This window comes from Providencia sp. PROV189, assembly GCF_028480065.1.
Lineage (GTDB): Bacteria > Pseudomonadota > Gammaproteobacteria > Enterobacterales > Enterobacteriaceae > Providencia > Providencia stuartii.
This window is the reverse complement of record NZ_JAMPOG010000002.1, coordinates 69,378-93,236: the sequence shown is the minus strand read 5'-3', so window position 1 is coordinate 93,236 and position 23,859 is coordinate 69,378. Positions and strand designations below refer to the sequence as shown.

At 41.5% G+C, this 23,859-nt stretch carries 19 protein-coding genes; 2 read left to right on the top strand and 17 right to left on the bottom strand.

The genetic code is table 11. The features are described from left to right. Positions 1-90: 90 nt before the first annotated feature. The 12 genes from PR833_RS00795 to hutI form a co-directional block, all read right to left on the bottom strand. Positions 91-1,335, bottom strand: coding sequence for an ammonium transporter (locus tag PR833_RS00795; protein ID WP_053110501.1), 1,245 nt, complete (start codon positions 1,333-1,335; stop codon positions 91-93). A 774-nt stretch (positions 1,336-2,109) separates the two neighbouring features. Continuing rightward, positions 2,110-2,628, bottom strand: coding sequence for a GNAT family N-acetyltransferase (locus tag PR833_RS00790; protein WP_061063878.1), 519 nt, complete (start codon positions 2,626-2,628; stop codon positions 2,110-2,112). A gap of 58 nt (positions 2,629-2,686) precedes the next feature. Beyond that, positions 2,687-2,959 (bottom strand): YfcL family protein, encoded by a 273-nt coding sequence (locus PR833_RS00785; RefSeq protein ID WP_004921219.1) that lies wholly within the window; start codon positions 2,957-2,959, stop codon positions 2,687-2,689. Between the two features lie 29 nt (positions 2,960-2,988). Next, positions 2,989-3,537: an elongation factor P hydroxylase gene (locus tag PR833_RS00780; protein WP_004921221.1), complete on the bottom strand. Its 549-nt coding sequence runs from the start codon at positions 3,535-3,537 to the stop codon at positions 2,989-2,991. A 16-nt stretch (positions 3,538-3,553) separates the two neighbouring features. Next, positions 3,554-4,357, bottom strand: a complete 804-nt coding sequence (locus PR833_RS00775; protein WP_014656286.1) for a TSUP family transporter — start codon at positions 4,355-4,357, stop codon at positions 3,554-3,556. 170 nt (positions 4,358-4,527) lie between these two features. Beyond that, a complete protein-coding gene (aroC, locus tag PR833_RS00770) occupies positions 4,528-5,625 on the bottom strand; it encodes a chorismate synthase (RefSeq protein ID WP_004921225.1) in 1,098 nt (365 codons plus the stop codon). Between the two features lie 74 nt (positions 5,626-5,699). Then, on the bottom strand, positions 5,700-6,632 hold the full coding sequence (gene prmB, locus PR833_RS00765) for a 50S ribosomal protein L3 N(5)-glutamine methyltransferase (RefSeq protein ID WP_004921227.1): 933 nt from the start codon (positions 6,630-6,632) through the stop codon (positions 5,700-5,702). Positions 6,633-6,793: 161 nt separating this feature from the next. Further along, positions 6,794-8,191: an amino acid permease gene (locus PR833_RS00760; RefSeq protein WP_272525817.1), complete on the bottom strand. Its 1,398-nt coding sequence runs from the start codon at positions 8,189-8,191 to the stop codon at positions 6,794-6,796. Between the two features lie 206 nt (positions 8,192-8,397). Next, positions 8,398-9,930, bottom strand: a complete 1,533-nt coding sequence (gene hutH, locus PR833_RS00755; RefSeq protein ID WP_040133301.1) for a histidine ammonia-lyase — start codon at positions 9,928-9,930, stop codon at positions 8,398-8,400. A gap of 12 nt (positions 9,931-9,942) precedes the next feature. Beyond that, positions 9,943-11,628, bottom strand: a complete 1,686-nt coding sequence (gene hutU / locus PR833_RS00750) for a urocanate hydratase (RefSeq protein ID WP_004921233.1) — start codon at positions 11,626-11,628, stop codon at positions 9,943-9,945. A 380-nt stretch (positions 11,629-12,008) separates the two neighbouring features. Continuing rightward, positions 12,009-12,752 (bottom strand): histidine utilization repressor, encoded by a 744-nt coding sequence (hutC, locus tag PR833_RS00745; protein ID WP_004921235.1) that lies wholly within the window; start codon positions 12,750-12,752, stop codon positions 12,009-12,011. Positions 12,753-13,117: 365 nt separating this feature from the next. After that, complete coding sequence (hutI, locus tag PR833_RS00740) at positions 13,118-14,356, bottom strand: imidazolonepropionase (protein WP_272525816.1); 1,239 nt, start codon at positions 14,354-14,356, stop codon at positions 13,118-13,120. Between the two features lie 243 nt (positions 14,357-14,599). Here hutI and smrB point away from each other — a divergent pair, with 243 nt between their 5' ends. Continuing rightward, positions 14,600-15,142, top strand: a complete 543-nt coding sequence (gene smrB / locus PR833_RS00735) for an endonuclease SmrB (protein ID WP_004921238.1) — start codon at positions 14,600-14,602, stop codon at positions 15,140-15,142. A gap of 97 nt (positions 15,143-15,239) precedes the next feature. Here smrB and sixA read toward each other — a convergent pair whose 3' ends face one another. The 4 genes from sixA to PR833_RS00715 all read right to left on the bottom strand — a co-directional run bounded on the left by sixA (position 15,240) and on the right by PR833_RS00715 (position 20,341). Continuing rightward, positions 15,240-15,725, bottom strand: a complete 486-nt coding sequence (gene sixA, locus PR833_RS00730; protein ID WP_004921240.1) for a phosphohistidine phosphatase SixA — start codon at positions 15,723-15,725, stop codon at positions 15,240-15,242. 424 nt (positions 15,726-16,149) lie between these two features. Further along, the gene (fadJ, locus tag PR833_RS00725) at positions 16,150-18,339 is read right to left on the bottom strand and encodes a fatty acid oxidation complex subunit alpha FadJ (protein WP_004921242.1); all 2,190 of its coding nucleotides are present in this window, start codon (positions 18,337-18,339) and stop codon (positions 16,150-16,152) included. Further along, complete coding sequence (fadI, locus tag PR833_RS00720) at positions 18,339-19,658, bottom strand: acetyl-CoA C-acyltransferase FadI (protein WP_004921245.1); 1,320 nt, start codon at positions 19,656-19,658, stop codon at positions 18,339-18,341. The genes fadJ and fadI overlap by 1 nt, the downstream gene beginning before the upstream one ends. A 386-nt stretch (positions 19,659-20,044) precedes the next feature. Then, positions 20,045-20,341: a YfcZ/YiiS family protein gene (locus PR833_RS00715; RefSeq protein WP_004921249.1), complete on the bottom strand. Its 297-nt coding sequence runs from the start codon at positions 20,339-20,341 to the stop codon at positions 20,045-20,047. Between the two features lie 352 nt (positions 20,342-20,693). Here PR833_RS00715 and fadL point away from each other — a divergent pair, with 352 nt between their 5' ends. Then, on the top strand, positions 20,694-22,025 hold the full coding sequence (gene fadL, locus PR833_RS00710; protein ID WP_272525815.1) for a long-chain fatty acid transporter FadL: 1,332 nt from the start codon (positions 20,694-20,696) through the stop codon (positions 22,023-22,025). A gap of 917 nt (positions 22,026-22,942) precedes the next feature. Here the strand turns inward: fadL and mlaA are convergent. Beyond that, positions 22,943-23,695: a phospholipid-binding lipoprotein MlaA gene (mlaA, locus tag PR833_RS00705; protein ID WP_014656294.1), complete on the bottom strand. Its 753-nt coding sequence runs from the start codon at positions 23,693-23,695 to the stop codon at positions 22,943-22,945. Positions 23,696-23,859: the final 164 nt, after the last annotated feature.

The following is a 23,859-nucleotide window of genomic DNA, read 5'->3' as shown; positions in this document are numbered from 1 at the left end:
TCTTTATATTTAATTGATTTTTATAATATTGTTATTTAATAGCAGGCTTATTCAAAAACTAAGCCATCAAGATGGCTTAGATACTAAAAACTAATTGGTGTTTTCTCTATACGCATCTTCATCAAATTCAGTAATATCTAAATCATCCCCTACAGTCTGCTGATTCACTTTGACTGAAGTAAATTTATTAATGATCCATAGAATTAATAATGTAAATACGAACGACCACACGCTGGTAAAGACGACAGCAACAAATTGTTTAACAACTTGCATACCATTTCCTTCAAGTAAACCAGCAGGTCCTTTAGGGTTCCAAAGAGTTGAAGCAAATACGCCAACTAAAATAGAACCCGTGATCCCGCCAACACCATGCACACCAAATACATCGAGTGCATCATCTAAATGGCGTCTCACTAAGAAAACGAAGAAATAACACACAAGGCTCGCAATAATACCGATAATTGCCGCTGAACCGATTGATACATAACCCGAAGCAGGTGTAATTGTTGCTAACCCCGCAACAGCACCAGTTAGAAAGCCAACAAGTTTTGGCTTACCAGTGTGTAAACGCTCAATGACAAACCAAGTAACCGCCGCAAAGGCAGCTGCAATATCAGTAGTCAAAAATGCAGAAACCGTTACCGTATTCACTTGCAATTCAGAGCCGGCGTTAAAGCCGTACCAACCAAACCATAGCAAAGCTGCCCCTAACGCAATATAAGGAATATTATGCGTTCCATCTGATGGCACCATACGTTTACCAACATACAGGGCTGATGCTATCGCCGCAAAACCCGCTGTTGCATGGACAACAATCCCACCAGCAAAATCAACAACGCCCCACTTCGCGAAAATACCGTCTGGACTCCATACCATATGAACAAATGGGCAATAAACGAATAACGTCCATAGAGTCAAAAAGATCAGATAAGCAGGGAAATTAACTCTATTTGCGAAAGCACCTGTAATTAAAGCAGGTGTAATAATTGCAAACATCATCTGATAGCTAAAGTGAACCAGTATTGGTAACCCGCCATCATTCCCCGTATACATTGTTTGAGGGTTAATATTATTTAAAAATGCATAATAAAATGGATCGCCAATTATTCCATTAATCGATGGACCAAAAGATAATGAATAACCAACCATAAACCAAATAATAGCTACCCATCCCATAGAGAAGAAACTTTGGGACATTATGGTAATAACGCTTTTACGAGAGACTAAGCCGCCATAGAAAAAAGCCAGTCCTGGAGTCATTAACATAACTAAGCTTGTACACAATAGCATAAAAGCTGTATTTGGAACATCTAAAACCGACAATATATTTTCCATAAACTTTCTCACACTAGATAGTCATATATAAATCAGTGAGCTTATTATTGGTAAATAAGTTCGTTTGTAATATTAACTTACCTATATAATAGAATAAGCACAACGATTATCAACAATATTATTTAATATCATTAAAGATAAAATCCAAGCGTTCATCTAAATACAATAGTCATTACAAGTATAAAGTGATTATCATTATAATACTCACATTATGTTAATTATAAATTATATTAATTAAATTAATTCACCTAATGGCTAATAAATAAAGTTTCTTTTTGGATTATCTTAATTAGATAAAATATATAAAGCAAAATTTGTTGTGTGAAAATAACCAAATAAAATCCAGACTGAAAAGTCGAATGAAAGTTAGTTATTAATTAAATAATAGACAATAATATTTTATCTTTGTTTGCTTAAGAAATTAGCAATGATATTTATATTATATTTATCGCAATAAAACACTAGAACACATTCCTACTAACAACAGATATGCTATTTTATTTATATTGTCGACATAACAATAAAAACATTAAAAATGTTGATTTTTTATGACGTCTAAAACACGAAAATTTGTTTAATTATTTTAATGGGATAAAAATTTAATAATTATCACTATACCGATAAAAATAAGTTAAACATTAAACATATACATTTTATACCGATAGCGAACTTCTAATAACTAATCACCTTAAATAGTCGATACATGATTAATCATGCGTTATATTTCTTCAATACAACTCAATTATTTAATAGTATACCCAATACCTATCTAAATTATTCAGTTATATCAATACGCATTGCGCATCTTTGTTCAGCTTTAAACCCTGCATTCACCTCCTGTTGTAATATAACAGCCAATTCAGCGGTTAACTCGCTCGATTGTATTACCGAAAAACCTAATCTTTCATAATACGGTGCATTCCAAGGGATTTCACGGAAAGTGGTTAGCGTCACATAGTCAAAGTGATGTTGTAACGCATATTGGAGAATATGCTGAATTAATGCCCGACCTACGCCCTTACCCTGCCACGATTGGCACACAGAAATTTCACCAATATGGAGGCTATGCGTTAATTTGTCGACATTAATAAAGCCAATGGGCTGATCGTCATTATCTACCGCCACCCATTCCCTATTGTCCTGAATAAACTGTAGATGATCTTGCTCTGATTGCACTTCATCGTCAGCAATCCAAGCAAATTGATGATGACCACGAAAGACTTGCGCGGCAGAGCGCTCGATAGCAGGGAGTTTTTTTGCGTCGCGCGGCTGTGCTTGGCGAATATGAAACATAAAATAAACCTATAAAAAAGAGGAGCTTCCTCCTCTTAATAATCAATATAGTGTGTGATTAACGCACGTCATCCAGTAAGGATTTCCACATACCTAAAACCAGTACTTGATCTGGTGGGGTGAGCTCTCCCCCTTTAATTGCCTGCTGAATACTCTCTTCAACACGTTGATAAAGTGCATCAACACTGGTTTCATTCTCTTGTTCAAGCTCTGCGACAGCAAGGGTTAGATGCCCACGCAAATAGCCGCCCGCAAATAATTCATCGTCACTTGCGTGTTCGACCATATCATCAATTTTTGTCAGTATGCGTGTTTCAAAATCCGCAAGCATGCTTAATCCTTACTCTCGTTAATGTGTCATTAGGCAAAAATATCTTCCGGATAAGGGAAGTCTTCTGCACAAAGTGGTGGAGTATTGTAAAACGTTTGTAACGCGTTCACAAAGCGTAATGGCCTTTCAGGAATACCATTTGCTAAATATTCCATCACTTGGCCATGTACTTTGCGCTGAAATGCGATACGGTCAGGCTCAAAATCCCCTTCTAGATTGTCGCAACTGACATTAAAAGGAATGCCAGCCGCTACACAAAATAACCAATCTAACGCCTGAGGTTTGATTTCAACGACTTCAAATGCACATTGCGTTTTTTCATCACGACCATCGGGGCAATACCAGTAGCCATAATCGACTTGCTGGCGTCTTGCCTCTCCCGCAATGCACCAATGCGAAATTTCATGCAGTGCGCTGGTAAAAAAACCATGTGCAAAGACAATGCGATGATAAGGTGTTTGCTCATCGGCCGGTAAATAAACTGGCTCATCGTCACCTTTCACCAATTTGGTGTTGTACTCTTCGCCAAAGCACTGTTCAAAAATATCAATCAACTGCTGATAATGATGTTTAATCATGGAAATTCAAATCATTTTAAAATAATGAAACAACCCAAGCTTTGATAGCATCGCCATGGCTGTCATGGAGCAATTTAATACTCATCAGCAAAGAGATGATCACAATCATTGGCCTGATCAGTTTTTGCCCTTTCGTTAACACCAAGCGAGCGCCTAGTCTTGCGCCAACCATTTGGCCGATAAGCATAACAAAACCGAGCACCCAAAGAACATGACCTCCGATAATAAAAAATATTAAAGAGCCAAAATTTGAGGCAAAGTTCAGTAACTTAGCATGGGCAGTCGCTTTTGCAAGGTTATACCCCAACAATAACACATAGCCTAATGCTAAAAATGACCCAGTTCCCGGCCCAAATGCGCCATCATAAAAACCCATCGTCATACCAACAGCAACCCCAAAAACAGGCATACTAATACGTTGCTTACGATCTTGTGCACCAATTGACGGTGTTAACAAAAAGTACAGGCCAACGCAGATAACCATGATAGGCAAGAGCTGTTTGAGAAAATCCGTATTAATCATTTGGATCAAGATGGCGCCTAACATGGCACCAATGATCGTCATGATAAAGGGGAACATTTGCTCTCGTAAGTTAATCGCTTTACGTCGAACAAAATAGAGTGACGATGAGAACGAACCTCCAACTGCTTGGAGTTTGTTAGTTGCAAGTGCCTCAACAGGCGTTATACCGACAGAAAGTAATGCAGGGATGGTTAATAACCCCCCGCCGCCAGCTATGGAGTCAATAAATCCCGCGAACAATGCAACACAGAAAAGTAATAAATAAATTTCAGGTGCAACAACAGTCAGCCAATCCATTTTTAATCCAAGTAACAGAATTGCCATTACGGCGATACGTAATCTACTCTGCCGCTGATAAACAAATACAAGCCCACAGAGTATCACTGCCCAGATGAGGTATTTTTAAGGAGGCGTCATCCAAACCTTCATATTAACAATAAGGGAGACGATGCCCCCTTACGCACTCTTTACGACAATCCTGAAAATGGTTTCATTGTGGGTATAACATCAGCACATTGCCCACGGTGACGCAAATAGTGGTCCATCAATACAATCGCCATCATTGCTTCTGCAATAGGTACGGCTCGAATACCAACACAAGGGTCATGTCGACCTTTGGTGATCATTTCGACTTCTTCACCATCACGATTTAGCGTTTTACCTGAAACGGTAATACTGGAGGTTGGCTTCATCGCGATATGCGCAATAATAGGTTGGCTGCTACTTATCCCCCCTAGAATGCCCCCAGCGTGGTTTGAAGTGAAGCCCTCGCGAGTGATTTCATCGCGGTTTTCACTCCCTTTCAGGCCAATTACTCCAAAACCATCCCCAATTTCAACCCCTTTAACAGCATTAATACTCATTAAAGCATGAGCAATATCTGCATCTAAGCGGTCAAATACAGGCTCTCCCAATCCTGCTGGTACATTCTCAGCCACGACAGTCACTTTCGCGCCAATCGAATCTCCCTCTTTTTTTAGCCCTCTTAGTAACTCATCTAGCGCTTCTAATTGACTAGGGTCAGGGCTGAAAAAAGGGTTTTGCTCAACAATAGACCAATCTTTGATTTCACATTTCACTGGCCCCATTTGTGTCAAACAGGCACGTATCGTGATCCCCAATTTTTCTTGTAGGTATTTTTTAGCGATTGCCCCAGCCGCAACACGCATAGCCGTTTCACGAGCAGAAGAGCGCCCGCCTCCACGGTAGTCGCGCTGACCATATTTTTGTTCGTAGGTATAATCTGCGTGCCCTGGTCTAAAGACATCTTTAATTGCGCTGTAGTCTTGAGAACGTTGATCGGTATTTTCAATCAATAGGCCTATGCTGGTTCCCGTAGTGACACCATTAAATACCCCAGATAGAATTTTGACCTGATCAGGCTCTCGACGTGCAGTAGTATAACGAGACGTTCCCGGACGGCGGCGGTCAAGATCCCCTTGTAGATCGGCTTCTGTTAATGCTAGCCCTGGTGGCACACCATCAATGATGCACCCCAAAGCCAAGCCATGAGATTCCCCAAAAGTGGTAACCCGAAACAGTTGCCCTATTGAATTTCCTGCCATACCAAATTCCTAATTAATATTTCATGATTGTTATTTTGATGTTGTGGTTGATTAGAATGCCGCGCAATATTTTCTTAATCAATATAAAGTTGAAAATGAGCATGATGTTCAACTAATTGCTCACGCGTCAACATAAATACTCCATCACCACCATACTCAAACTCTAACCAAATAAAGGGAATTTCTGGGTATTGTTCAATCAGATGTACCATACTGTTACCGACTTCGCAGATCAATACACCCTCATCACTCAGAAAGCGTGGTGCATTTGCTAAAATACGACGCACCAATTTTAAACCATCGCTTCCCGCCGCTAGCGCCAATTCAGGCTCAACGCGGAACTCTTCCGGTAAATCATCCATATCCTCAGCATCAACATAAGGTGGATTAGTCACAATTAAATCATACTTAACGTCAGGCATATCCCTAAACAGATCAGAGCGGATAGGAATAACGCGGTGCTCTAAACCATGATTCGCAATATTGTGTTCAGTAACGGCAAGCACATCGGTCGAGATATCGACCGCATCCACTTCCGCTTCAGGGAATTCATACGCACAGGCGATTGCGATACAGCCACTCCCTGTACACATATCAAGTATCGTTCGCGGCTCATCAGCCAACAAGCCAACAAAATGGTTGTTGATAAGTTCTCCAATTGGTGAACGAGGAATTAATACACGCTCATCCACATAGAACTCATGTCCACAGAACCACGAACAGTTAGTCAGGTAAGCCACTGGAACACGCTCATTAATACGACGCAATACACGTTCAATGATACGATGACGCTCCGTTGGAGTCAGGCGCGAGGTCAATAGTTCATCCGGTACATCAAGAGGTAAGTAAAGCGTTGGTAGCACTAATTGTAACGCTTCATCCCATGCATTATCAGTACCGTGACCATAATAAACATTGGCAGCATTAAAGCGGCTCATTGTCCAACGTAAAATGTCCTGAATGGTATGAAGCTCAGCAACAGCTTCATCAACGAAGATCTTTTCCAAGAAGGGTTTCTCCAGACTGTATATCGAAAGTGTTCAAGTTTGCCACGAAGTGAGACACAAATCAGCAGATTAATACAATAAAATCGCGAGGAAAACAGAGGGGAAGCTATTTAATGTCAAAAGGCCCCCTGTTTAAACTGGAGGCCTCTTAGGATAAGTCGTTATTCTACCGACTCAGCGTTGTAATTTACGTCAGTCTCCGCATTGGGTTGTTTAACCCACAGTGCATAAACGACGGCTAAAATCACCAACCAAACAATACCCACATATAAAGCAATACGTGTATCTTCAAAATAACCGAGTACCCCAAAGATAAATAGCATAAATATGATGGCAAGTGCTGGACCAACTGGCCATAATGGTACAGGGAATTTCAGTTTACTCACCTGCTCTGGCGTCATTTTGCGGCGCATGGCTACCTGTGATACCAAGATCATCATCCATACCCAAATCGTGGCAAAGGTTGCAATCGATGCAATCACTAAGAACACTTTTTCAGGGATCAGATAATTCAATACCACCCCAACCAGCAAAATAATTGACATCACCAGTACGGTCATCCATGGCACACCATTTTTGGTCAGTTTAGTGAATACTTTCGGCGCCTGCCCTTCGTGTGCCATACCATACATCATACGGCCCGCCCCAAAGATGTCACTGTTGATAGCGGAGATTGCTGCGGTGATCACTACCACGTTCAAAATGTTTGCAGCCGATGCAATGCCTAGGCTATCAAAAATTTGTACGAATGGACTGCCTTGGTGACCAATTTGATTCCAAGGGTAGATACACATTAAGACAAATAAAGTTAAGACATAAAAGAGTAGGATACGAATTGGTACCGCATTGATAGCACGAGGAATTGTTACGTCAGGATTTTTAGCTTCACTTGCCGTAATACCAATGACTTCAATGCCCCCAAAGGCGAACATTACCACGGCAAACGATGCGATAACCCCTCCGATCCCATTTGGCATAAAGCCACCGTGCTCAAATAGGTTTGTAATACCGACTGCATGCTCAGAGGCTTGCCCAAAGCCAAACACCATAATCGCCGCACCGCCGATGATCATCGCGATAATTGCAACAATTTTGATGATAGAGAGCCAGAACTCCATTTCACCAAATACTTTTACATGACAAAGGTTAATTGCCCCGATAAAACAGATGATACTCAAAACCCAGATCCACTGAGCGACCTCAGGAAACCAGAGCTTCATATAAAAACCAAATGCGGTGACGTCTGCTAAGCAGACAATGAGCATTTCAAAAACATATGTCCAACCAGCAAAAAAACCTGCTCGTGGACCTAAATAGTGACTTGCATACTGTGAGAAGGAGCCAGCAAGGGGGTTATGTACCGCCATTTCCCCTAGGGCGCGCATCACCATAAAAACCGCCGCGCCACCAATAATATAAGCAATTAAAACCGCAGGGCCTGCCGTTTCAATCGCTTTTGCTGAACCATAAAAAAGACCTGTACCAATCGCTGCCCCGAGGGCCATAAACCGGATGTGACGCGCAGAAAGTCCACGCGTAAGTTTTGTTGTGCTTTGCATGATTTATCCTTCGTTTTTTATATACCCTAAATCATTCAAGCTACTTATCAGAATGATGAGTAGACACAAGCTCACTAAGGTGACAGACAGATATCTATCTCTCATGTCGCTTGAAGATTAATGGGTACTATTTTTAATAATGGTCGTGCAGATAAATACTACAAGCGGCCGATACATTGCCGACCGCTTATTATTTGCGTGATGTATTATTTAGGAAAAACCGAGTTTTCAGGGAACAATGTTGATAGCTTTTGTTCCGTAATGAGCTGAATTGCCGCATCAATATCAGGGGCAAAATAGCGGTCTTTATCATAATACGCGACTTTATCACGCAATATGTGACGAGCTTTTTCTAATACCTCGCTTGATTTTAAGCCCTCACGGAAGTCGATCCCTTGACATGCCGATAACCATTCAATGGCTAAAATGCCTGTTACATTTTTTGCCATTTCCCACAAGCGGCGGCCTGCTGCTGGCGCCATAGAGACATGGTCCTCTTGGTTTGCCGAGGTCGGTAAACTATCAACACTGGATGGGTGTGCTAATGCTTTATTTTCACTCGCCAATGCTGCCGCAGTTACCTGAGCAATCATAAAACCAGAGTTGACCCCGCCATTATTAACGAGGAATGGTGGCAATTGAGACATGTGCGTATCCATCAATAACGCAATACGTCGTTCAGACAGTGCACCGATTTCGGCTAAAGCAAGCGCGATGTTGTCCGCAGCCATTGCCACTGGCTCCGCGTGGAAGTTACCGCCAGAGATAATGTCACCATTATCAGTAAAGACTAATGGGTTGTCAGAAACAGCATTCGACTCGATTAAAATTACCTCAGCCGCTTGACGAATTTGCGTCAAACAGGCCCCCATCACTTGAGGCTGGCAACGTAACGAATAAGGGTCTTGTACTTTAACGCAATTTTCATGAGATTGAGCCAACTCACTCGTTGGTGTTAACACCTCACGAAATAGTCTTGCAACATCAATTTGCCCTTTTTGACCACGCACCTCGTGGACGCGCGCATCAAATGGTTTGCGTGACCCCAATGCCGCTTCCACACTCAGAGAGCCACAAACAATACCGCTTAGCAGCAAGTTCTCAGCTTCAAATAACCCTTTTAGCGCAAACGCCGTTGATACTTGGGTACCGTTTAATAGTGCTAGACCTTCTTTCGCTTCCAGTTTCAACGGTTTTAGCCCTGCTTTTTCAAGTGCCGATTTAGCGCTGAGCCATTTACCTTGATAGCGTGCTTTCCCTTCGCCAAGTAGCAGCAAACTCATATGCGCTAAAGGTGCTAAATCACCAGAAGCACCAACTGAACCTTTAGCAGGAATAAAGGGATAAACTTGGTGATTCACTAACGCGATTAGGGCTTCAATCACTTCTAATCGAATACCAGAGAAGCCACGAGCTAAACTATTAATTTTTAAAACCATAATCAGACGAACCAATTCGTCATCAAGCGGTTCACCCACGCCCGCTGCATGTGACATCACAATAGAGCGTTGCAGCGATTGCAGATCTTTTGCAGCGATTCGGGTATTGGCTAATAAACCGAATCCTGTATTAATACCGTATGCCGTCTTATCTTCAGCAATAATCTTATTTACCGTTGCCACACTTTTTTCGATTGCCAAATGAGAGCGTTTATCGAGAGCAACCGTTACAGGCTGTGCAAGCACAATACGCAAATCATTCAGTGACATTTTTCCTGGATGGATAGTTAACTTAGTCATGCCCGGCTCCTCTTAGCGTGTTTTTAACATCGGTAGGTTAAGATTTTTTTCTTGTGCGCACTGAATCGCTATATCATAACCCGCATCAGCGTGGCGCATGACACCTGTCGCAGGGTCATTGTGTAGAACACGAGCAATCCGCTCAGCAGCTTCATCAGTGCCATCGCACACAATCACCACCCCTGAATGTTGAGAGAAGCCCATACCGACCCCTCCACCATGGTGTAATGAAACCCATGTTGCTCCACTTGCTGTATTCAATAAGGCATTCAGTAAAGGCCAATCAGAGACGGCATCTGAACCATCTTTCATCGCTTCTGTTTCGCGGTTTGGGCTAGCAACTGATCCTGAATCAAGGTGATCTCGACCAATCACGATCGGCGCTGAAACTTCACCGCTTCTTACCATTTCATTAAAAGCTAAACCTAATTTCGCCCTATCCCCCAAGCCAACCCAACAAATACGTGCGGGTAAGCCTTGGAAACTGATACGTTCACGCGCCATATCTAACCAACGATGTAAATGCTTATCGTCAGGTAAAAGCTGTTTTACTTTTGCATCTGTTTTATAAATATCTTCAGGATCACCGGATAACGCCACCCAGCGGAAAGGACCAATACCGCGACAGAATAATGGGCGAATATAAGCAGGTACAAACCCAGGGAAATCAAAAGCATTTTTGACGCCCATTTCAAGGGCCATTTGACGGATATTGTTACCATAATCAAATGTTGGAATGCCTTGTTTTTGGAAGGCGAGCATCGCTTTAACATGTTCAGCCATCGATGCTTTTGCTGCTTTCGCTGTGCCTTCAGGATCTTTCACGCTACGCTCGCGATACTCTTCCCAACTCATCCCAACAGGTAAATAACCATTGAGAGGATCGTGAGCACTCGTTTGGTCGGTAACCATATCTGGGCGAACGCCACGTTTCACTAACTCTGGTAAGATTTCAGCCGCGTTAGCACATAAGGCGATTGATACAGCTTTCCCTTCCGAGGTGTATTTTTTGATACGCGCCAATGCATCATCCAGATCGGTCGCTTGCTCATCCACATAACGGGTACGCAAGCGAAAATCAATACGGCTTTGTTGACATTCAATATTCAGTGAACAGGCACCCGCGAGTGTTGCTGCTAACGGCTGCGCCCCGCCCATACCGCCTAACCCTGCCGTGAGTACCCAGCGCCCAGTTAAGTCACCATTATAATGTTGGCGCCCTGCTTCAACGAAAGTTTCATAAGTCCCTTGAACAATGCCTTGGCTACCAATGTAAATCCAGCTACCCGCCGTCATTTGACCATACATTGCCAACCCTTTCGCATCCAATTCGTTAAAGTGTTCCCAGTTAGCCCAATGTGGTACAAGGTTTGAGTTTGCGATTAATACGCGAGGGGCATTTTCATGGGTTTTAAAGACGCCAACGGGCTTGCCAGATTGGACCAGTAGAGTTTCATCACTCTCTAAATTTTTAAGTGTTTCAACAATTTTGTCATAGCACTGCCAATTACGTGCCGCACGACCAATACCGCCATAAACGACCAGTTCATGTGGATTTTCGGCAACATCAGGATCTAGGTTATTCATCAGCATACGTAAAGGGGCTTCAGTCAACCAGCTTTTCGCGCTGAGAGTGTTACCTCGTGGTGCTCTGATATCACCATTTCTGTATTTATTATTTATCGTTGTCACATTCATACCCTCTTTCGATAGATTCAGCTTGTACTGATAACGTCTTTATATAGGTATAGTTGTATATACATGTACAATCAATACCCTATTTAACATCAAAATTGAGAATGAAATGCAGATAAATAATAATTACATATTATGTTTCAATGGATTATAAAAAAACCACATCAAATTGGTGGTTAAATTTTCTTCTAAATCTGCCAGTGAGATCACATTAAATTTACAATTAATTCACATATTTCAAGGGTTTTAGCGGGAAATATCAAAATTCACCATGAGATTAAGATAAACCTTCTACTCATGGTCAATATAGACGTGATTTTCAACATTTATTCGATAAAATACGCTAGGAAAGCAACCCCATAAAATAGCGTTGCCTTGAGATACTAAGAGGTAAAATGCCCTTTCAATTTATAGCGATGCCCCGGAAATAATAATTTCGTGCTAGTCACCACAAATGATTGGGACCATGTACGTCTTGAAATTAATAAGCAAGAAGAGCCTAACGCAATATTCAGCCATTTAGCGGCGCGCTCATCGGCTTCAATGGCCTCAACGATATGCTCACCTTCTGTTAATGGCGCCACCATAGAAAGGTAATCATGAGGAGTGATGGTCAAAAAGTCTTGTTGTAGATAATCAGGAGCCGCTAGCGCATTGACATACCGATCTTCAATTTGCACTGGTACATCATTTTCGTAATGAATAATAATTGAATGGAATACCCTTGTTTCAGGGGCGATATTCAATTCCGCAGCCAACGAAACCGATGCAGCAACCTCTTCTAGCTTGATAATTTTACAGCTATATTGATGATTTCTTGCCAGAATTTCGGACTCGATGCTATGAACTTCAAATAGCGCTGATTGGCCTTTTGGCTCTGCGACGAATGTACCGACCCCTTGAACCCTGACTAACAGCCCTTCTGCTGTCAGCTCCCTTAATGCACGATTTGCCGTCATACGGCTACATTCGAATTGTTTGACCAATTCAGATTCCGAGGGAACACGATCATTCGCCTGCCACTCACCTGTATGGATTTTTTCTGTTATTAACTGTTTTACTTGCAAATAGAGCGGGATCGGGTTGTCTCTATTACCTTTTTTTTCTGCTGTCACAATCGTTTCCATTTTAAAAAGTAAAATGCCAAACCCTTAAAGTAAAAACTTAGGGTTACCGTTATACTATTAAGTTGTGCTATCAAATAGCGGATATTCTGACAGTCGCAAATAAAACTTAACCCTCTGTAAATATCCTACAAGTCTATTTACCAATTAAAGGCTAACAAAAACCCCTTACGGCATATATTACCACACAACAAATTGATAATGTTGGCAACACCAAACAATAGGAATTTTATGATTTAATGAATTTCTAACAAAAATAACTAATAATCAGCTGATTTTATCGACATTATTCTATTTGAAGGAACGGTTTATATTCTCATCCCGTTCCTACTCCACCAGCGTGCAAACTATCTGATACTTTAATTCACTTATGAGTTATGATGACTAATATTGCCTTGATAAACTCGCGTATATAATGGCTGGCTACCTTGCTCATAAATCATCTCAACGGGGTCAACCGCATTCCAAACCACAAAGTCAGCCTGATAGCCGACCTTAAGCTGTCCATGGCTTGCCTCGCGACCTAATGCTTTCGCAGCATGACAAGTAACTCCAGCCCATACTTCTTCAGGTGTTAATCTAAATAGTACAGCAGCCATATTCATGATCATACGTAGTGAAGCGAAAGGGCTTGTGCCAGGGTTAAAATCCGTTGATACCGCCATTGGTATTTGATGTTCACGCAACAGTTCTATAGGTGGCAATTTTTTCTCTCTCAAGAAATAAAAGGCGCCCGGAAGTAAAACGGCTACTGTTCCACTCTCTTTTAGTGCACGAATACCATTAAGATCAAGATACTCAATATGATCAACCGATAATCCCCGATAACTAGCAACCAGTTCGCTGCCTCCAAGGTTGGACAACTGCTCAACATGCCCCTTGACTGGGATCCCCAATTTTTGTGCGGCTGCAAATAGTTTTTGGCTCTGTTCTAGCGAAAAGCCCACCGTCTCACAAAAGACGTCAACGGCTTCAAATAACCCTTGCTGCCACAATGTTGGCATAATATCCGTACAAATTAGATCAATATATTCATCAGCTTTATCTTTATACTCAGGCGGTACCGTATGCGCTGATAGCAAAGTTGAACTGACTGTTACTGGGTATGCTTCGGCTAATTTTTTGGCAACCATGAGCTGTTTTTGCTCACTCTTCAAATCCAAGCCATAGCCTGACTTCATCTCAATGGTTGTGACACCTTCACGGATCAGCGCCTCTAATCGCGGTTGTGAAACCTGATAGAGTTCATCTTCATTTAACGCTCGCGTGGCACGTACAGTAGAGTTAATCCCACCACCTTGTTGGCTAATAGTCTCATAAGAGACACCATTCATCCGCTGCTCCCACTCGGCCGCACGATTGCCACCAAAAACCAAATGCGTATGGCAATCAATTAAACCTGGTGTAATTAAGCGCCCTTCTAGATCCACTACTTTACAATTAGCTGTATCTAACTCACCTTTTGGTTCAATCGCCACGATCTTATTCTCTCGCGTGACCATATCGTGATTTTCTAAGAGTCCATATGCCACGTTAGATCCCAGATCCATTGTAGCAATGCGGCCATTTCGCCAGACGACATCATGAGCAAGTGTTTTAAATGACATAACAGATCCTATGGGTTTAATAAGTACATTTACCACTGCAATAGATAACAGGTATATATATGTATATACAATTAGTCAATACAGCTACAATTGTCAATGTAAACTGCCCATAACGTTAAAATTTTGTTAGTTAAATCTTATAATCCACAGCTATAACCTTCGTCACCAAAAATAGGTTACACTAATGTAGATAAGTACTATCTGAAAAAGATAATTAAACAGCTAGCTAAGATAATTAATCGAATGAAAAATAAATTTGAATTAGACAAAGATGACATTCATCTATTTAAAGAAGCTATTCGCGGCACAAAAAAGATAGCACAAGATCAAATCTTGCATACTCCTGTGCGAACAAAAGTCACTCATCCTTCAAGTAAAAAAGTCCAACAAGAACAAATCGATGCTTCATTTTATTTTTCAGATGAATTTCAACCTCAATTGGAAGATGAAGGCCCAACTCGCTATTTGAAACCCGGCTCTAGCCCTTACGAACTGAAAAAATTGCGTCGAGGCGATTATGTTCCTGAACTTTTTCTTGATTTGCATGGCTTAACGCAATTAGAAGCGAAACAGGAAATTGGGGCGCTGATTGCCGCATGTAAACGCGAAAATGTCTTTTGTGCGTGCATTATGCACGGCCATGGTAAGCATATTTTAAAGCAGCAAACGCCCCTGTGGTTAGCCCAACACCCAGATATTCTTGCTTTTCATCAAGCACCTAAAGAATGGGGCGGGAATGCGTCACTACTCTTATTAATTGAAACTCAAGAACACATTAGGCGCTAGCAATTTTCAGCGTCTTCATATTACACAATACAACTTTAGCCATTTTTCATCACGACAACAGACCGTTTAAAAGCCCCTAGGGGCTAACTGGTCGCCATTACTGATTGACTGAGAGTAATTGAGCTGGGCTGAGCATCCAATCTAAATGGGCTTTATGGTGCTTCACATCCATTTCAATGCAGGCAATCGAAGAAGTGATAAACATCGGAGGTGCTTCATGAGGGCATAACTCTGAAACTAAATACCCGACAAGAGGTAGATGAGATACCACCAATACGGCATTCGCTCCCATTATTGCTAGGTCACGAATATGATCTGCCACAAATGCCGCATTCCCACCGGGTGTTAACATCTCCATTACCGTAGCTTGTTCAGGTAGGCTAAGATGTTCACGGACAGTTTGTAGTGTTTGCTCTGCTCGAAGATAAGGACTTACTAGGACATGATCAATCTCTGGATGACGTTTATTCAACCATTGAGCCATCAATACCGAATCATCTTTCCCTTTTTGAGTTAACGCTCTTGCCGCATCACTTGCAGCCTGTAGTGCGGCATCACCATGACGCATAATATAAACTTGCATAATCCACCATCTGAGTAGCCTAGCAAATAGCACTGGCTAATCTTTTTGTTAAAATAATTTATTGTCAGAGTCACCATCAGTGGGGCGAAAAGTGATTCTGCATCAAACTACCGACAAATAAAATGATTTAAGTAATTTTTTGCGTTTAATTTTGTCTGAAAAGCATGCAGCAGTGGCCTAATTACCTTATTGCTCCCGCTCCCATCGGCCCCTCTGACCTACCAATTAACTACATTAGAGGCCATCTAACTTTTTCTATTTTCAATCAATAAAAAACCCGATGATTGCTATATTAAAGCAAATACATCAGGCTTTTTGGTTACATCATCGTACCTTAAAATACACAGTTGTACGCTAAGTGGTATTTCAGGTTGTTAATTAAAGAAGCCACCGTTATGGCTGCTTGAAAGTGGCTTCACAATACTCAACTTTTGTTTGCTGGAAAAAAGGTTTCATTTGTTTGTGCCATCTGACACAAGCGTTCACAAGGGCGGAATTTATCACCGTAACGCTCAGCTAACTGATTCATCGTATCTACTGTTTTTTGAATACCTAAGTTATCCATATATCGGAATGGCCCACCAAAAAATGGCGGGAAGCCAATACCAAATACCGCGCCAATATCCCCATCTCGTGCATTTTGGATAATATTCTCATCTAAACAGCGAACAGCCTCATTGAGCATCAACATCACACAGCGTTCAGCAATATCAATTTTGCTCAAATGATTTTGTGGCTGAATACCGATTAATGAATAGATACTGCTATCTACCTGACGCTTTTTAGATTTTTTCCAGAACATCAATTTAGATGCGGGTTGATGCCCATACAAATAAAAGCCTTTCCCATTTTTCTTGCCTTTACGGTCGTCTTTATTCACTTTATCCAGAAGCTCAGGAGCCTTAAACCTATCACCAAAGCGATTGACTAAAATAGGTAAAATTTTAGTTCCGACATCAATACCGACTTCATCTAATAAGTTAAATGGCCCAACAGGGAAGCCAAAATCAACAAGCGCACTATCAATATGTTCAATTGATTCGCCACTCATTAAACATTCAGCCGCTTCACACAAATAAGGCGCTAAAATACGATTCACATAAAAGCCTGCATCATCCCCCACAACAATGGCCGTTTTACCTTGGCGTTTCGCAAAAGCCACCACCGTCGCAATGGTTTCTGCATCTGTTTGCTGATGAGGGATCACTTCAACCAGAGGCATTTTGTCAACAGGGCTAAAATAATGTAGGCCAATCACTTTTTCAGGGTGGGCTGCATTTTCAGCGATTTGATGAATAGGTAATGAAGAAGTGTTCGAGGCAAAAATCGCCTTCCCGTGGGTGACCTCTTGTACCTCTGCAACCATCTTTTGTTTTAGTGAGAGATCTTCAAAGACAGCTTCAACCACAATATCAGCATGCTCAAACCCTTGATAATTTAGCGTGCCTGATATTTTTGCCATCACTGCATTACGCTCGCGAGCAAGCATGCGCCTTTTATTAACTCTTTGCGTTAATAGATCCCAGCTATAACGCAGTGAATGGGTAATGCCTTTCTCATTAATATCTTTAATACGGACAGGAAGATCACCTTTCATTGCGGTGACAAATGCAATCCCCCCTCCCATTAAACCGCCACCTAACACACCAATCTGCTTAAATGCGAGTGGTTTTGCACTAGACCCCGTTTCATTTTTTAATGCCGTTGTCGCAAAGAATAAGCTTCTTAGTGCGGCTGACTCTGGTGTCATCACTAACTCGCCAAACGCTTTGGCTTCTGCCTCATATCCGGCTTTAGCCCCTTTTTCTACCCCTGTTTTGACAACCTGAATAATTTTCTCTGGAGCAGGATAATGGCCTTTCGTTTTGCGCATTACGGTTTGTTTGGCGCTGGAAAAGACTTTATTACGTAATAAATTACTGCTTAATAAACGATGTTGCCAATGAATAGGCGCGCGTTGGATTTTACCTTTTTTCGCCATTGCAATAGCGACATCTAACAGAATGGTTTCAGGCACGACATCATCCACTAACCCCATTTTTAGTGCCTGTTTCGCGCGTAACTGTTTACCCGTTAACATCATATCCAGTGCATTTGGTATGCCAATTAATTTTGGTAAACGTTGGGTTCCACCTGAGCCGGGAAGTAAGCCTAATTGGACTTCAGGTAGGCCTAAACGCGTTTTATCGTCATTCGAGCACACTCTGACATGGCATGCTAATGCAAGTTCTAACCCACCACCGAGACAGGCTCCATGGATTGCCGCAACAATAGGTAAAGGATAGTTTTCTAGCTTTTCGAAAAGCAGGTGCCCTTCTCGAGATAACTCACTGGCTTGCTCTTTACTTTGGCAGTTAGCAATCATGCTAATATCCGCGCCCGCGATAAAACTGTCTTTTTTCCCAGAGGTGATCACCAATCCTTTTAAACCAGGTGTCGACTGTGCTTGCTGTAAAATAGAGAGGAACTGTTGTGCAAACTCAGCCTTCAATGTGTTGACCTTTTCATTTGGTACGTCAATGAAAATGACACCCACTGTTTGGGCATGAACTTCAAGGCGAAAAGCTTCATGCACGAGGCCGGCTTGAACCCCTGTTTCTGAATGGTGCGTCATTATTCCACCTCCAAAATCATTGCAGCGCCCAACCCACCAGCAGCACATGCTGTTGTTAAACCAAACCCACCACCTCGGCGACGTAATTCATGCAGTGTTTGTGTCACCATACGCGCTCCTGTTGCTGCGAATGGATGACCATAAGCAATAGACCCACCAAGCACATTGAACTTATCCATATCTACTTCACCAATTTCTTTTGATAACCCCAATTTTTCTTGAGCAAATTGGCGACTAGAAAAGAGTTTAAGATTCGCTAGCGTCTGAGCGGCAAAAGCTTCATGCATATCGATTAATGTCAAATCTTGTAGCGTCAACCCCGCACGTTTAAGCGCTATTGGTGTCGCATAAGAAGGGCCTAACAGCATATCTTGCCAAACATCAATAGCAGAGAAAGCAAAGCTACGTATATAACCTAATGGGGTATAACCTAATGCTTTAGCACGAGATTCCGTCATCATTAGCACGGCGGCCGCTCCGTCGGTCAGTGGTGTACTATTGGCTGCCGTCACCGTACCGTGTTTACGATCAAATGCAGGTTTTAACTTTGCATAAGAAGATAAAACTGAATTTGTACGGATATTATTATCTTGAGTGAAGGCTTGTTTGAATGGCGGCATGTAAGCACTCATCACCTCTTGCTCCAAAACACCACTTTCCCAAGCTTTGGTCGCGAGCAGATGTGAGCGATGCGCAAGTTCATCTTGCTGCTCACGAGTGATATGATACGTTTTCGCCATTTGCTCCGCCGTATCCCCCATCCGTAAACCTGTCGAATATTCTGCAACGGCGGGTGCGACAGGTAACAGATCTTTTAGACGTAATTTCGACATCAATGAAAGCTTTTGCCCGAATGACTTCGCTTTACTTAATGACAAAAGCGTTGCTGCAAGTTTCTTGGAAACCCCGATAGGTAATACAGAAGATGAATCTGCACCTCCAGCAATACCAACTGAGATATGACCAGCCATCATACTCTCAGCAATATTTGCCATAGCCTGGAAACTCGTCGCACAAGCGCGAGAAACACTATAGGCATCCGTCGAGACACTCATACCTGTACCGAGCACTATCTCCCGCGCAATATTCGGGGCTTCCGGCATTTGTACCACTTGCCCAAACACCAGCTGTTCAATAAGTTGTTTTTCAATACCGCTTCGACTTAGCAGTTCTGCAACAACAGCTTTTCCCAGATCAACCGCAGCAATACCTTGATATGCTGTGGCTTGCTTGGCAAAAGGTAAACGGAGGCCGCTAATAATTGCTATCCTCTCTTTTGCTGCATAAGTGCTTTCGCCATGATGGGAAAGTTGATTCATGGTAGCTCCTGCTAAAAAGTGATAAACCGTTTTTTATGACCTCTAAACCTTTCATGCTGGTTTCTGTAGCCACAAGTGAAACCCGCACTTTAAAATAATAGGTGTAACTTATTTATATTTAACCGATTCTCGTAACCTGTTAAAAAAGTGCTTGTGGCTAACTGACCCTCGCCAAAGAGGTCTGACCTGTTTAATATTGTTAACATAAACGTTACATTCAGAAAATAGCGACATTAAGAAAATGCGAGCTTGCACACAACTTAATGAATATTAATGAAAGCAGAAAAGAGTTGAGCAGAAAATAAAGGGAATTAAATAGAAAAACACCTTCACTATAGCGCAATTAGACTATAGTGAAGGAGATAAAGAGTTAATCAGTTGTTTGATTAGCGTAAGCCTAATTGAAAAATCAGACTTTCTGCTTCACAACTAAAAGTAAAGTTTGCAGACAACTCAACACCACCTTCAACATTGGTGATGGAATGGTCGATAGCACAAGGTTCTGACTCAACAGATTTGGCCTTTTCAGTTAGCTGTTTCAACATAGATTCCGCTTCTTCATGGCTCGCGAAAACATGCTGATACGATGCAGTGCAATCTTTATTATCTAAAACTGTACCCACATCTACACAGCAGCAAGCAGCAGTTTCTTCCGCGCTACAACGGTTAATCGCATCAGTCATTTTACTCTCCAAATCAACAAACTGTTAAGTTGCTATCATAACGCTGAAAAAGAGAGAAAAACCAGTGTATATCAAGCCTATTCCCTGACTATCTGAGATAAGTTTGATCTAACCCCATAAATACTCATCAATGACAGAATTACGCCCAACGGATGTTGCCATTTTGTTAAATACATCGCAATTTTGAAAACAATTTGTATATAAACGAAAAACATGCTTGCAACATATGAGGTGGTCAGACCTATACTCTAGTAACTGGTCTGATTTGTCATAGAGGCAAGCGACCCTACAATTCTGCGCTTCTTGCGATAGAAGTCGCCTAATATACATAATAAACAAGAGGGTTTTGGTCATGAGCCAGAAAAACCTATTTACTCGATCAGCTTTAGCAATAGCAGTGGCAATAGTTTCATCTAATGCGGGCGCCGCTGGTTTTTTGCTTAATGAATATTCCACATCTGCGCTCGGACGTGCATTTTCGGGAGCCGGCGCACTCGGTGACAACGCAAGTGAAGGTAGTCGTAACCCTGCTGCAATGATGTTATTTGATCGCCCAGCCATTTCAGTCGGTGCAGTTTATATTGACCCAAGTGTTGATATTAAAGGGCGTGGAGCATCTCCTTTAGGCAGTAACTTAACCGCAAATGATATTGCACCAAGCGCTCTCGTGCCTAACGCGCATTTCATTTTCCCTATCAATGATAAGTGGGCGGTAGGTACATCAATGACCACCAACTTTGGCCTCGCAACTGACTTTAGTAAAAACTATGCAGCAGGCCCTATTGGCGGTAAAACTGACCTGAAAACAGCCAACTTAAATTTAAGTGGTGCATACCGTTTAAATGATAACTTTAGTTTTGGTTTAGGTGTCAATGCGGTTTATGCCGATGCTGAAATCACTCGCCATGCAGGTGATTTAGGTAAATTAACACCAAAACTTGGATTACCACCTATTCCTGCTAGTACAACAATGGCAAAACTGACAGGCGATGATTGGGGCTACGGCTGGAACGCAGGTATCCTCTACGAACTCAATCCAGATAACCGTTTTAGTTTAACCTATCGTTCTAAAGTTACCGTCAAGTTTAAAGATGGTAAGTACTCAAATGACCTTCCAAGTAATAACCCTTACCTTAATGGCGCTGGTATTGTCGGCACTGATGGTGAAAAAATCAAAGGTAAGCTTGACCTAAACCTTCCTGATATTTGGGAGTTCTCAGGTTACCATAAAGTTGCTCCAAAATGGGCATTGCACTACAGCGTAGCTTATACTGGCTGGAGTGAATTCAAAGATTTAACAGCATATCGTAGTAGTGATGAAAAGCAATTATTCCACAAGGCTGAAAACTTTAAAGATGCTTGGCGTTTCGCAGTAGGTACAACCTATTACTATGATGATAACTGGACATTCCGTACAGGTATCGCCTATGACGAAAGCCCTGTACCGACAAAATACCGTTCAATTTCCATCCCAGACCAAGATCGCTATTGGTTAAGTGCGGGTACAACCTATGCATTTAATGAAAATGCTTCTGTAGACTTGGGTATTTCTTATATGTACGGTAAAAAAGTCAACATATCTGAGAAGCTAGTAGAAACTAACGCACTGCCACTTCCTGCTTATGAGTTTAAATCTGAAGGGTCAGCCTGGTTGTATGGTGTGAACTTCAACTACACATTCTAATTGTGTCGATGCAAATAAATAACAGGGGATGATCCCTCTGCCAAACCGTTAGCTAACCCCATGCTTTTCTACATGGGGTTTCTTGTTTAAGGAACATAATCGTTAAAATGATTCTCCCATTATCTTCTGAACGTCATTAATGAAAACGATAACTCATTTTAATTGGCACCAATCTCTCTTTTTAGTCCTAAAAGGATAAAAAGAGTATTAACCTAGTTACTGTCTCCATCTTATATGTCGTAGCTGCAATAAACCGAAAATACGGACAAGCAGAAATAAAAACTCTCACACCAAAAATTTACCTTTTTACAAAATAATTAACTGATTTACATTCGATTTTCTTGATAATAAGTAACCATTAATTATTAAAACAGAAAAATACACTACTTTAAATCCCCCTAAAAGTGAGTTTGAGGCCGTTCAGACCTGAAGTGCTCTTGACTTTTATCCCTGTAAATCTATAAATTAAATTGTGGCTTGAATGTTATCTTAGTATTAACTAATGATTTATCGGGCTTATCACTGTAAAACTATTTCAATTTCTTCTTTCTCGATCACTTCGTTGTAAATAGTTTTGCAATTCATTTTCATAACATCACACACCCTGCATGTTCTTGTCACTACGCCTAGTACAATGTAGTCATTGTCTGGTTCGGCGTAGCGCCGCTAGCATATAGGAAAAATAAATTAACGTTTAAGCAATAATCGTAAGCTAACCGTTAATTCTAAAGAGGTTAATATGACGATATAGAGAGGAGGTATTTATGGGAACACTGTTTACGGTTGGCTTTATTGGTGTTTTAGGTGTTATTGCTCTGATTGATGCAATCACTTCTCGAGGAAAACGAGGCAATGAATAATACTCTTATCACTCTCTGATGCCATACATAGCAAAAGAGAGTGATAGCTTCCTGTCATTAATCGATAGAATCTAAATCATCTTCGATAGCTGAGGCATTTGGATTTTCCGTCGCTTTTAACTCCCCACCACTTGATAAGAAATCATTTCGCTGGAAATATGCTTCGCGCATCAACAAATAAGGATCAGACGAATTTTTCAGCAATCCATCCGAATCGAGTAGCTGGGAACGCGTTTCGATGCCTTCTAAGGCCCATTTACCTGCCGACATCCAGAATGTCAGATAGCTCAACATTGGGTAAAGATCATCAACTAAATTACCGCCCTCTTCACGTGGTGTAAAACTACCGTAACCAGGTAACACCACATAAGGACCATAACCTACATCATAGTAACCCAATGTGTTACCAAAACGTTTAGGATCTTCTTTTGCTAACTGCGGGTTAGCCATTGAAGCTACATCAATGAGTCCTCCAACACCAAAGACGGTGTTAAGGAAGAAACGGTTAAAGTGTTTAAACCCTTGGCTGACTTCACCTCGTAAAAAGCTGTTCAGCATGCTGGCTGGCTCTTCAAGGTTGACAAAGAAGTTCGTTAAACCATTTCGTGCGGGCATAGGTACATAATCGCGCCAAGCAACGGCAACCGGCCTTAAGATATAGGGATCTAACACATTGTAGTTAAAATTGAACATCGCTCGGTTAAAACCTTCAAGCGGATCTGAGCGCTCCTGAGTTTCAGGATTAATTGAGCTTGAACACCCAACAAGCAAAACCCCCGCAAGAAGAACGCCACTCATGCGAAACTTCATAATACTCTCCATTCCCTGTACCACCAGCCATGGCACTTCAATTCAAATTATAAACCAATGCGTTTATATTAAAACCAAATAAATATAATTGTTAACCAATTTGAGTGCTCAATATGACCAAGCAACCATAACGCTAAGTATACATTATTAAGTATATTGTTTTT

What these genes read in the sequence shown, in the direction of transcription:
- PR833_RS00780 (WP_004921221.1), bottom strand. Translation starts at nt 3,537, where the DNA reads ATGATTAAACATCATTATCAGCAGTTGATTGATATTTTTGAACAGTGC.
- PR833_RS00760 (WP_272525817.1), bottom strand. Translation starts at nt 8,191, where the DNA reads ATGCAAAGCACAACAAAACTTACGCGTGGACTTTCTGCGCGTCACATC.
- fadL (WP_272525815.1), top strand. Translation starts at nt 20,694, where the DNA reads ATGAGCCAGAAAAACCTATTTACTCGATCAGCTTTAGCAATAGCAGTG.
- PR833_RS00715 (WP_004921249.1), bottom strand. Translation starts at nt 20,341, where the DNA reads ATGACTGATGCGATTAACCGTTGTAGCGCGGAAGAAACTGCTGCTTGC.
- aroC (WP_004921225.1), bottom strand. Translation starts at nt 5,625, where the DNA reads ATGGCAGGAAATTCAATAGGGCAACTGTTTCGGGTTACCACTTTTGGG.
- PR833_RS00775 (WP_014656286.1), bottom strand. Translation starts at nt 4,357, where the DNA reads ATGGATTGGCTGACTGTTGTTGCACCTGAAATTTATTTATTACTTTTC.
- hutH (WP_040133301.1), bottom strand. Translation starts at nt 9,930, where the DNA reads ATGACTAAGTTAACTATCCATCCAGGAAAAATGTCACTGAATGATTTG.
- mlaA (WP_014656294.1), bottom strand. Translation starts at nt 23,695, where the DNA reads ATGAAGTTTCGCATGAGTGGCGTTCTTCTTGCGGGGGTTTTGCTTGTT.
- PR833_RS00785 (WP_004921219.1), bottom strand. Translation starts at nt 2,959, where the DNA reads ATGCTTGCGGATTTTGAAACACGCATACTGACAAAAATTGATGATATG.
- hutC (WP_004921235.1), bottom strand. Translation starts at nt 12,752, where the DNA reads ATGGAAACGATTGTGACAGCAGAAAAAAAAGGTAATAGAGACAACCCG.
- fadJ (WP_004921242.1), bottom strand. Translation starts at nt 18,339, where the DNA reads ATGACGCACCATTCAGAAACAGGGGTTCAAGCCGGCCTCGTGCATGAA.
- fadI (WP_004921245.1), bottom strand. Translation starts at nt 19,658, where the DNA reads ATGAATCAACTTTCCCATCATGGCGAAAGCACTTATGCAGCAAAAGAG.
- hutU (WP_004921233.1), bottom strand. Translation starts at nt 11,628, where the DNA reads ATGAATGTGACAACGATAAATAATAAATACAGAAATGGTGATATCAGA.
- hutI (WP_272525816.1), bottom strand. Translation starts at nt 14,356, where the DNA reads ATGTCATTTAAAACACTTGCTCATGATGTCGTCTGGCGAAATGGCCGC.
- PR833_RS00795 (WP_053110501.1), bottom strand. Translation starts at nt 1,335, where the DNA reads ATGGAAAATATATTGTCGGTTTTAGATGTTCCAAATACAGCTTTTATG.
- smrB (WP_004921238.1), top strand. Translation starts at nt 14,600, where the DNA reads ATGAAAAATAAATTTGAATTAGACAAAGATGACATTCATCTATTTAAA.
- sixA (WP_004921240.1), bottom strand. Translation starts at nt 15,725, where the DNA reads ATGCAAGTTTATATTATGCGTCATGGTGATGCCGCACTACAGGCTGCA.
- PR833_RS00790 (WP_061063878.1), bottom strand. Translation starts at nt 2,628, where the DNA reads ATGTTTCATATTCGCCAAGCACAGCCGCGCGACGCAAAAAAACTCCCT.